General features: G+C 44.4%; 10 protein-coding genes, 3 tRNA genes, 1 other RNA gene and 1 riboswitch. Of the genes, 9 read left to right on the top strand and 5 right to left on the bottom strand.

Features of this window, described 5'->3' with window-relative positions; genetic code table 11:
• Positions 1–24: 24 nt before the first annotated feature.
• Positions 25–114 (top strand) — tRNA-Ser (locus D0S45_20000).
• Positions 115–187: 73 nt separating this feature from the next.
• Here D0S45_20000 and D0S45_19995 read toward each other — a convergent pair.
• Together D0S45_19995 and D0S45_19990 are read right to left on the bottom strand one after the other, a co-directional pair.
• The gene (locus D0S45_19995; GenBank protein ID TIH11490.1) at positions 188–712 is read right to left on the bottom strand and encodes a hypothetical protein; all 525 of its coding nucleotides are present in this window, start codon (positions 710–712) and stop codon (positions 188–190) included.
• A gap of 552 nt (positions 713–1,264) precedes the next feature.
• The gene (locus tag D0S45_19990) at positions 1,265–2,284 is read right to left on the bottom strand and encodes a hypothetical protein (GenBank protein ID TIH11489.1); all 1,020 of its coding nucleotides are present in this window, start codon (positions 2,282–2,284) and stop codon (positions 1,265–1,267) included.
• A 398-nt stretch (positions 2,285–2,682) separates the two neighbouring features.
• Here D0S45_19990 and D0S45_19985 point away from each other — a divergent pair.
• Positions 2,683–2,772: transfer RNA gene (locus tag D0S45_19985), tRNA-Ser, on the top strand.
• A 71-nt stretch (positions 2,773–2,843) separates the two neighbouring features.
• On the opposite strand, the gene D0S45_19980 is transcribed toward D0S45_19985, so the two are convergent.
• A complete protein-coding gene (locus D0S45_19980; protein TIH11488.1) occupies positions 2,844–3,404 on the bottom strand; it encodes a BON domain-containing protein in 561 nt (186 codons plus the stop codon).
• 184 nt (positions 3,405–3,588) lie between these two features.
• Here D0S45_19980 and D0S45_19975 point away from each other — a divergent pair, with 184 nt between their 5' ends.
• Positions 3,589–3,858, top strand: a complete 270-nt coding sequence (locus D0S45_19975; GenBank protein ID TIH11487.1) for a hypothetical protein — start codon at positions 3,589–3,591, stop codon at positions 3,856–3,858.
• A gap of 118 nt (positions 3,859–3,976) precedes the next feature.
• On the opposite strand, the gene D0S45_19970 is transcribed toward D0S45_19975, so the two are convergent.
• Positions 3,977–4,053 (bottom strand) — tRNA-Pro (locus tag D0S45_19970).
• 200 nt (positions 4,054–4,253) lie between these two features.
• On the opposite strand from D0S45_19970, the gene D0S45_19965 reads away from it, so the two are divergent.
• The 3 genes from D0S45_19965 (at position 4,254) to ribB (ending at position 8,006) form a co-directional block, all read left to right on the top strand.
• Positions 4,254–5,657 carry a hypothetical protein gene (locus D0S45_19965; protein ID TIH11486.1) on the top strand — a complete coding sequence of 468 codons (1,404 nt, stop codon included), beginning with the start codon at positions 4,254–4,256 and terminating at the stop codon, positions 5,655–5,657.
• Between the two features lie 783 nt (positions 5,658–6,440).
• On the top strand, positions 6,441–6,992 hold the full coding sequence (locus tag D0S45_19960; protein ID TIH11485.1) for a hypothetical protein: 552 nt from the start codon (positions 6,441–6,443) through the stop codon (positions 6,990–6,992).
• A gap of 101 nt (positions 6,993–7,093) precedes the next feature.
• A riboswitch (FMN riboswitch) is annotated at positions 7,094–7,247 on the top strand.
• 105 nt (positions 7,248–7,352) lie between these two features.
• Positions 7,353–8,006, top strand: coding sequence for a 3,4-dihydroxy-2-butanone-4-phosphate synthase (ribB, locus tag D0S45_19955; protein ID TIH11484.1), 654 nt, complete (start codon positions 7,353–7,355; stop codon positions 8,004–8,006).
• Positions 8,007–8,148: 142 nt separating this feature from the next.
• Here the strand turns inward: ribB and D0S45_19950 are convergent, their stop codons facing one another.
• Positions 8,149–8,550 (bottom strand): cupin domain-containing protein, encoded by a 402-nt coding sequence (locus D0S45_19950; protein ID TIH11483.1) that lies wholly within the window; start codon positions 8,548–8,550, stop codon positions 8,149–8,151.
• 223 nt (positions 8,551–8,773) lie between these two features.
• On the opposite strand from D0S45_19950, the gene ffs reads away from it, so the two are divergent.
• From ffs to D0S45_19935, 3 genes are all read left to right on the top strand, one after another.
• Positions 8,774–8,869, top strand: an RNA gene (gene ffs, locus D0S45_19945) — signal recognition particle sRNA small type.
• Positions 8,870–9,016: 147 nt separating this feature from the next.
• Entirely contained in the window at positions 9,017–9,487 is a 471-nt protein-coding gene (locus D0S45_19940; protein TIH11482.1) for a rhodanese-like domain-containing protein, read from the top strand.
• Positions 9,487–9,900: a DoxX family membrane protein gene (locus D0S45_19935; GenBank protein ID TIH11481.1), complete on the top strand. Its 414-nt coding sequence runs from the start codon at positions 9,487–9,489 to the stop codon at positions 9,898–9,900. The genes D0S45_19940 and D0S45_19935 overlap by 1 nt, the downstream gene beginning before the upstream one ends.
• Positions 9,901–10,140 lie beyond the last annotated feature (240 nt).

The raw sequence follows: 10,140 nt of genomic DNA, 5'->3' as shown, positions 1-10,140 counted from the left end.
AGCTAAATCCTTTTTCACCCAAGCGGAGAGGTGTCCGAGTCCGGCTTAAGGAGCACGCCTGGAAAGCGTGTATAGTTAACGCTATCGGAGGTTCGAATCCTCTCCTCTCCGCCAGCTTGAATTTATAAAGCCCCTTGCAACGATGTTGTAAGGGGCTTTTCTGTTTGGTTGCTTGCGGATGCGATGTTTAGAAGGGCTGACCGTTATTGATGGTGATTCCACCTGATTTTGTTGTGCCTTTGCTGCCAGCGTGACCGTAGTGTCTCATTGAAGCAACCAGTGCTTTGCTCATTTTGTTGTCTTCTGAATTCCATTCAATGGTGGCGTGACCAAAGATTGAATATTTTTGAGTTCTATCGTCCATCGAAAAAAGTCTAGTTCCGTATGCGGGGATTTCGAATATTCCATCGCTAACAGCAACTCCTGTCCAGCCGCCGTTTACATACTCTCCAGAGTATACATGGCCACGTGAGGTCTGGTCGTTTCCTCCATGGTCATAAATAGTTACTTTGCATTGTACTGGGGTGCTGGTGATATTTGATATTGATATGTAAGTGTATGCATAGCTATAAGCGTTTTTAAAGTAGGTAAAAATTCCCGGTGCAACAGTTCTTCCTTGGGCATGAAAAGTTGTGTTTTCAGCAAAGGCTGCTCCGCAGATAAAAAGAGTAATAGTTAAGGATAGTAAAGCAGTAATAAATGTTTTTTTCATAATTTCTCCGAAAGGTTAAATGTTATTATGTTCTGCATTATTTCTGCTATATTATTTTGTCAATCTTAAATTTAAGATGGTTTTAAGCATATGAAAAGCCCCTTGCAACGATGTTGCAAGGGGCTTTTTCGTGTAATGATTTGTTTTGCAGTAATTTGATTAATTCATGTGTCGACTAGCGTCGACCGCATCCTCCTCTTCCTTGTCCGCCTCGTTGGCCTATACCTCGCCCGCTAGGCCGATTGGTTATGCCGGTTATTGGATTGCGGGCCGAACGGCCCGTCACCATGGTGAACAGATAGAGGACAAACGTAACTGGCCATGTAAGGCCCGCAACAATGCAGCCTCCTAAATTCATGGAACGACTGTTAATATTATAAATACAAACACCTATTGCAATAATCAGATAAAGTGCCATCTGATGCTCCTTTTGACGTGCATACGCCATATTCGGACCGTCCGGGATTTCCGCCAGTTAAACTTTACGCCTAAAAGCTCTCCCCGACAATGATGGCAAATAACCCTCCTTTAATTTTAGGCAGCATTAATTTGTCAGTCATTATTACCCGTGCATCCGACAAACAACTTTCCCTTGTAGTACATTTTATGTTTTTTGCGATACATAACCGGGTCAGAGTTTGGTTGGTTGGCCTTGGTAATTTTTTTGTGAGTCCAGTCCGGGTGAGTCCATATTTGGGTAGAGCCGTCCGGGAGATTAACACTAATGTACAGCGGGTCTATTAGTTCCCATCTTTTAATCATATTGTTGCCGAAGTCGATTCTACCGTCAGGCAGAATTATTACTTCACCCCCAGCGGTATTTTTCCAGAGTCCCCAAGCCCAGCACGCTCCCTTTGAACGGTAGTTTCCGGAGTTTCCAGAGGTGCCGGATCTTTTTTTCTGCTGCCTCAAGCTGTAGTACCAAGCGAGATTGTCCTGAGTAGAGCCTCCGGGGCTGGGAGTGTTCGCGTACTGCTGCGTATTTCCATACGGATCATTACCGTAAGGGGGGGTGCTTGAACTTCCTGAGCCTAGCGGAAGTCCGCCGTGTTGGTTGTTGGACACATGATTTGAGGAACCTGCGCCCGGATAGTACCATGTGTTCATGGCATGCCTGAGCTGGCGTCTTGCTTGTTCGTGGCCTTTCATGGATAGACCCTGAAAAATGTAATTCACTCCATTGTAGTAAGATGCCACAATTTGTGAATCAAAATAGGCTCCGTTATTGGTGTGTCCTGAATATAGGCGGGTTACAGCGGGGTGGCCGGAAACATGGCCCGGTTGTTCGGAAATAAGATTTTGAAAAGGGAGTCCTTCTTTGGTCATGTCCTGTGACCACACATCAAGCAGTTTTCCCAGCGGTACCTGCTGTCCTCGGGCAGCGTATAGCTCAATAAATGCGTCCTGCGCGGGAGATATACATTGTTTAATCAATTCATGGCCTCGTGCCGCTTTGTTGTCGTTCCATTCCGGAGGACATTGAAGACCTTGAGACATGTCTGTTGCAAATGAAAATGATGTTAAGCTCAGAAAGGAAAAGATAAATAATAAAATCCTACTTATACGGTTCATTATTAAGCTCCTCGGGTTTAGTAGAACATTAACTTATTCTTGGAGTTAATTCCATAAAGAGTTGTTTTTGTCTTTCCTCTCAATTTAATATCGTTTGAGTCCGTATAGATTGGATAAGGTTTATTATCGATGGTCAATATAAAGATGATGCTGTGGAAGCTGATGAAAATATGGAGCAGACTGTCAGTTTTTTGGAGAGGCTTCATTCTTGGGGGGATTACCGTGCCGTTGGGGCTTCTCGCGATTGAGGTGTTGGTAAAGTTTGCTTTATATGGAGAAAAAGTTTGGAATTAGGGCTGAAAATTTCGTAAATTAGCAAAATGTAAGTTTAATTCAAAATAATTTGAAAAAGTACTTGCCAAGCAAGTCTGATTAGCTAAATCCTTTTTCACCCAAGCGGAGAGGTGTCCGAGTCCGGCTTAAGGAGCACGCCTGGAAAGCGTGTATAGTTAACGCTATCGGAGGTTCGAATCCTCTCCTCTCCGCCAGCTTGAATTTATAAAGCCCCTTGCAACGATGTTGCAAGGGGCTTTTCTGTTTGAAAGGTCGGTTGTGGGCTTTATGGCTTATTGGAAATGCGAAGATAGGATTTGACCTTGCGCACACCTTCTACCGCTTTGGCATGAGTAATCGACTTATTTATTTCGGCTTTTGTTTTTACCAGTCCCAGCAAAATAACCTGACATTGAACTACTTTCACTTCAATGCTTGTGGACCATATGTCTCCGTCTCCGATCAGGGCTGATTTTACAGCGGCCAGAATTGAGAGATTTTCGGTTGTGTCGCAGGTGGGGTCATCTTTTTTGGGTAACATGTATGTGGTTACATCTGTTACACCGTCGACGCTTTCGGCGATGGATATTGCTTTTGATTTCTGGATGTAATTTTCATATTCGCCGACAAGATATACATGCCCCACGAAAGTGTATGGTTCAATGCCCATGACCGAGACATCATCGTCATCCAGATATGCTTTCATTATGGTGGCAGAGATTGTTGCATCGGCGGTTTGTGTGCTTAGGCTGCGCTCATCTAATGCCGCTTTGTACGCTGTACTACAGCCTGTGCTGAATATGGTTGCGATCAGGATTAGTAAGGGAATTAGCGCTTTGAATTTCATGATATTCTCCTTGTTTGTAATGGTCCTGATTGGATTTTTGTTATTTACTATATTATGAACAATTTTTTTGAGCAAAGGATTATTGTTAGATTATGGTTTCCTGTATTTAAGTGCAATTTGACTTTCCATCCCACAAGCCTATGATAGCGCGGTTCTTTTACTTATCAAAAATGAGGAAAATATAATGATTTTACCCGGAATGGCTAAAGACGATGTGACTCTCGTGAAAGCAGATGGTGAACGCGTAGAGGGCTTGAAGGCCGTTGTTTCCATGCGCAGGATCGTGACATTTAACACTGACGTGAAAATTGAATCCAAGGATACAATGATCAAGCAGTGTGCTGATGGTGGGCAGGAGGCGTACCTTGTGCTTGATCCTATGCTTAACAGGGCGGGGGATGGTATCCCTGAGAACTATCAGATTACCGTGCGTAAGGTTGCTGTGCCTGAGTAGGGTGAGCTAATATATTTGGACGCAAAAAAGCCGTGGATTTTTTCCACGGCTTTTTCTTTGGTGCTTGAAAAAGAAAAAAGCCACTGATTGCTCAGTGGCTTTTCGGGGTTCCTTCTTGTGGTCGGGATGAGAGGATTTGAACCTCCGACCCCTTGAACCCCATTCAAGTGCGCTCCCAGGCTGCGCTACATCCCGACTCAAGTGAAGAGAGGTCTATGTGGAATCCTCGTAAGTGTCAACCATAATTTCAAGTTATTGTTTTAATATCGTTTGGGTGTCTGTTCAGTTGTAAAGGAAATAAAATTATATCACCTTGGAATAAAATAAAAAAATCCTTCAAGTGTTGAAAAAATATTTATTCAGGAATAAAGTAGTTTGAAGACTCTGGAGGACGTTTGCGTTACCTTGCCGCCTTGCTTTCTATTTTGATGCACGCTTTGATCCTGTTTTTTCTGCTGGATTTTGTGGAGTTATCTCACGATCAAGGTTTGGAGCGTCTTGGTATTGAGCTTGTTACTCTTGCTGAGAAGGAGCAAAAAGTCCCTGTTGATCTATTGGCGGAGAGGGCCGAGTTTAAGCCTGATTCTCAATTTGTAAGCAAGTCTGAGCAGAAAGATATAATTTCCCGTCTCGATTCTCCGGTTAAGCGTCCTGTAAAGAGTGAAATTGAAAAGCGGGCTGTTCTTCATAATGTTTCTGATGACAAGGGCTTTGTAGCAAAGTCTACTCTCGCCCAAGAGCCAATTAAGTCTTCTCCACATATAGAAACCGGATCGTCGATCAGTCCTGATGCTGTGGTCCTGCGACAGGGCAAGGGGATTACCGTGGGCAATTCAACCATGGTGCTCAAGCGTGGGTCGGAGGCACGGTCTCTTTCATCTTTGGCGGCTTATGAATTTGGTGAGGATGATTTTCGCGGGCATTATGAAACTTTCACCGGGCGGCAGATTGTCGTTCTTGACGCTCGTGCAGAGCATGGACGGCTGGTTTTGCATGACCGCAAGACTGGACTGCTTCGAAAGTTGAAGAAGTCTGAACATGGAGATTTTATCTATACTTATGGTCCTTCTTTTGATGAAGACGAACCAGTCTCGGGGACGGTTGTCTTTCTGCCCGGAGATGAGCATTGGATTCACCGTTTTATGTGGATGCCAGATGGAGCGGCCGCTGAGTATCCGGTAAAAGGTCGTGTGGATGCCTTTGAGGCTGATGATGGACCGGAGCGCTGTGACTTGTTTGCTCCGGCTGCAAAAGGACGGTTTCCGGCAGTGGTGCTGTTTAGGTACGGGCTGTATATTTCAGGAGATCAGTTTTCCGAAGTGGCCCGGCATCTTTCCGGGCGTGGCGTGGTTGTCTTGTGTGCAGATAGTTGGGGTGTGGAGGATATACAGAAGGCTTATGCCTCGTTGCGTGAGCATCCCAAGGTTGATCCTGAACGGATAGGTCTCTGGGCTAGAGGTTACGGGGCAAAAAAAATGCCCCGCATAGATTTGCTTGCGGGGCTTTTTAAATTTGTCATCCTGACCATAGATCATCCTGACGAATGTCTATTTCCAGAAAGGCTTGTGTCCGCTCTCGCTGACGGTTTGCCGACATTCATCGGCTTACGCGGTGTCAGTGGCGACTGGAAGAGGGTGGCGTCGGTGATGCTGACCGGATTCCAGTCTGCCCCCCATCAAATCGTCATGATTGATGAAGACCTCCCGGATGCGGGAGGTAAGGGGACAGACCAAAAGTGGATCGATTGCTTATCCGGCGATTTTGTCAACAGTATTTCCGCCTGGCTTGATTCAAACTAGTCAGACGCGTTAGATAATTGCGGATTTGTTGACAACTTGTGAGAGTGAGTCAGAGATTGAGGTGCAGGACTTAGTCCTGATCTTCTTCCACTTTGGGGTCGGAAGAGTTGTTCTTTTCCTGTTCGTCCAGAGACTTGACCATGGCAGCGATGTGACCGCTGACAGAACGATATTTATGAGGATCGTTCTTTTCCATTTTTTTCAAAGCTTCCGGTTTTTCTCCGATGCTGCTGTGTTTGTTCATAAAAACCTCCTATACGGTTTGGCCGTAGCTACTTTCGTCTTGAGATTTTCCAGCCCGAATCAACAAACCTGATAATACACTATTTTTAGGTCTTGTCTAGGCCGCATTGGTGAGAAAAAAAATCACGTGATTGGGTTTATGTGCTGTGTGGCTGGTTTGTCCTGTTTTTGTAGATGTATAAAGTTTTTAGCGAGCTCTGTGAATTTTATAACAAGTGCAGCCTTTATGTTTATACATTAATATTTAATGCATTAATTGCTTTACAGAATGGTAAAGTGCTGAATTATGTTGTTTGAACATAGTCCTAGACGAAATTTATTTCTGTACATCATTTTTTAAACAAATAGTTACTTAATTGTGGCTTGGATGTCCCTTAATCCGTGAAAATCATTGTTTTATGTAGATAAGTTCTAAATTTTATCGTATGCAACAAATCAGGTGCAAATTGTAGTTCTACCGAAAATCCTGATTGTGGACTTGATCATTTTTATGTATCAGTCGTTTTCACGAATCTAGACAAGCTAACACTGGAGGAAGAAATGAGTAATCCTAAAGAGTTCATTTTATATAGTGGCGGTGCTTCCGGCACAGAAAGCGAGTTCGGAGTGAATGCTGAAAAGTACGGCTTGCAGGAAGTTAACTACAGTTTTGAAGGTCACCAGAATGCTCGTCAGCGCGGTCTGCGTGTACTTACTGAAAAGGAACTTGAAAGTAAGGACGTCAGCCTGACTTATGTTTCCAAGCTGATGAACCGTAATTTCACACGCGCACCTATTTTTCGCAAGGTCCTGCAATCTATCTGCTGGCAGGTTAACAGCGGACACGAAATCTTCATTATCGGTAATATCCTTGAAGATGGTACTGTAAAAGGTGGAACCGGTTGGGGTGCTGAGTTTGCTAAAATCTGCAACAAGCCTCTGTATGTTTTTTCTCAGGACAAAAATTGCTGGTTCTGCTGGGAAAAAGAAAAATGGGCTGAGTGTTCAGCTCCTAAAATTACCCACAGGCATTTCACTGCTACCGGAACCCGCTTTTTGGAAGATTCCGGTAAAAAAGCCATTGAAAAGCTTTTTGAAGACAGTTTCAAATAAAATATCTTTTCTACGTGAATACTTAAGAACCCCGCTCCATATGGAGCGGGGTTCTTTTTTGTCCTTGACTAAGAGGCAGTTTTATCAGTAGAAAAATCTATCTTAATTCTCAGGGCGGGGTGTAATTCCCCACCGGCGGTGATTCTTTAATACTTAAAGACAGCCCGCGAGCGCCTTTTCAATCGGTGAAAAGGGTCAGCAGATCCGGTGAAACTCCGGAGCCGACGGTTAAAGTCCGGATGAAAGAGAGTGAGACAGTTCCCACGCATGTGGTCTTCCCTACACTTGCGCGCTGTTCTTAGCTGGACAGCTGTCTATTCTATCGCCCTGATTCTGGTAATTAAACTATGGAGATTTACCATGAATCAGAATCTATTATCACAGTATGGTACCCCTATTGAGAGGGTAGAGAAAGGTCTTCAGGCTTTGCGTGAAGGTCGTGGAATTCTTGTGTCTGACAATGAAAGTCGCGAGAACGAAGGCGATCTCATCTTTTCTGCGGAAAAGCTCAGCGATGAGCAGATGGCCATGATGATCCGTGAATGCAGCGGAATCGTATGTCTTTGCCTGACCGAAGAGAAGATTGAGCAGCTTGAGCTGCCTATGATGGTCGAATCCAACTCCAGTCGCTATCAGACCGGGTTCACCATAACTATTGAAGCTGCCGAAGGTGTTACCACCGGGGTTTCCGCAGCTGATCGCGTTACAACCGTTAAGGCCGCTATTGCCGATGGTGCACAGTCTGCGGATCTGCATAGGCCCGGACATGTGTTTCCTTTACGTGCTCGTTCCGGCGGAGTTCTCGAAAGAGAAGGGCATACTGAAGCTACCGTGGATATGATGACCCTCGCGGGCCTTAATCCCTGTGGTGTTCTCTGCGAGTTGACCAACCCGGACGGGACTATGGCAAGGCTGCCGGAGATTGTAGAATTCGGTCAGAAACACGATATGCCTGTACTGACTGTCGATGATATAATTAATTACAGAATTCAGATTGCAAAAAAAGCATCATAATGTATAGTTAAGGCAAGCAGTTTTCCAGAATTGACTCTTTAACTCCTGATTCAAATCGGCAATTTGGATCAACACCGACATCTAATGGAAAAGCCCGCTATCAAAGTTGATGGCGGGCTTTTTGTTTTAGTTGGTGATATGCCTACTTTTCGTAGACACAGCCGATGCAGCACAGGAAGGTTGCTTCCTCAGTCTCACTGATGTTGCGCATGCCGTGCGGCTCCATGCAGTCGGAAAAGACAAAGTCTCCGGGGCCGCATATTTTGCTTTCAATTACTTCGCCGGTTTCAGGGTCGTAGGCAAAACATTCGAATTGGCCTTTTTCCACATAGACGGTCTGGAGATAGAAGTGGTTGTGGGCCGGAATTTCTCCACCGGGTTCAACTGTGAAATGGCGTAGTCCGTATTCGGGTTGGCCGTTTTCGTCTTTGCCTGATTTGGATAGCCAGCGGATAGTTACGCCTTTTACTTTGTAGTTTTCGCCTTTGTAGCCTATTTGCTGAACTTTTATGCCTTCCACATCTTTAACGTTCTGTGCGTCCATATTTTCTCCGGAATTGAGATTAATTTGTGCGGTTGAGTCCTTATAGTTAAGCAGAAAGAAAGGCCGAAATAAAGTTCAATATTTGAGTTGATACGCCGACGATGATTGTAGCAGGGTGTGATTTAAAGAATTTTTAAAATAAGTTTAAATTTTCAGTAATAAGGGTTGACAATTTCGGCTGAAATAAATAGTTATTCTCCTCGTCGCAACGACGAAATCTTTGACAGAGAGGCCGGATGGCGGGTGCGCTGTGAATCCCGTCAGGTCCGAAAGGAAGCAGCGGTAACGGTTTATCCCGGGTGTCCGGTCTCGCTGAAAGAAGGGTGTGTTCTAAATGAACACACCCTTTTTTATTGCCATAATTTAGCCTGCGCTTGCATTCCAATTTGAAACCGTGCAATCTTTCTTTACATTTATTGATATATTCAGTGGGACATTTATCTAATTTTTAAATCAGGTGTTTTCGATGAAGTTTGGAAAGATCACATCCTTTCTGGTTAAGGCGTTAGTTCTATGCCTTGTCTCTGCTGGTCTGGCTGTTGCGTTCAACACGGCCCGCACTAAACCGTATACCATTACGGAATTAAATAATCCGCAACCCCCTGAAATCGGCGAGATTAATACCGTTGATTTAGTGCAGGACTTTGCTCCCGGTAAGTTCTTTTTTGTTGATGCCCGCAGTGATATGGAATTCTCCATGGGGCATATTCCCGGGGCATTGAGTATTCCGTCCGGCCTTGAAGATGAGGCATTTGCTGCAAAGCTGGTTTTGATTGATCAGAATCTTCCGGTAATAATTTATTGTGACGGACTTGAATGTGGCAAAAGTTTGATTGTAGCTAAAAAACTAATCAAGAATGGATTCAGGAGCGTTTCAGTGTACACTGAAGGAATTGACGGCTGGTTAGGGGCCGGAATGGATCTGGAGGCAAACTGATGGGATTTAGATCATTACCGCGAATTGTTCTTGGGATTGTTTTTATTGTCGCCAGTCTTGATAAGATTGTTGATCCGCTGGCTTTTGCTGAAATAATCAAAAACTATCAAATTTTGCCGGAAATGATGATCGGTCCGGTGGCTTTCTTTTTGCCATGGCTGGAATTTGTTTGCGGAGCTATGCTGGTCTGTGGTGTTTTTATTGATACTTCCGTGGCAATACTTGTGGCAATGCTGCTGGTCTTTATCGCAGCGCTCTCAGCCAACCTTTATCGGGGCATCGACGTAGCTTGCGGTTGTTTTTCCACAGACGGATCGAGCGCATCAGACATGCAGATGACTATTGTTAGAGATGTGTTGCTGCTGGCGATTGCCTGGTTGGCACTTAAGTTCAGGAAGTCTGAGATGGACTGATGGCGGAATTGATGTTTCAAGTTTTGGTTGTTTTTTTAAAATTTTAAGTTAGATACAGAAAACGTTGCCTTTGAAAAGACGGGGTGCGTACCAAAAATACCATGTCAGCACTCCCCTGTTTAATCTGGTAGTATACCAGTAAAAGTGAAACTAGCAGGAGGCTGACATGGCTAAAATGACAATATCATCAGTTGGCAGGTTTGTGGAAGCATTTCTCGGGCAACGTTTTTTCGTAGGAAT

It is taken from the genome of Marinifilum sp. JC120 (genome assembly GCA_004923195.1).
Taxonomy (GTDB): domain Bacteria; phylum Desulfobacterota; class Desulfovibrionia; order Desulfovibrionales; family Desulfovibrionaceae; genus Maridesulfovibrio.
The sequence above is the reverse complement of the archived record's forward strand: the minus strand, read 5'-3'. Positions and strand labels throughout refer to the sequence as shown.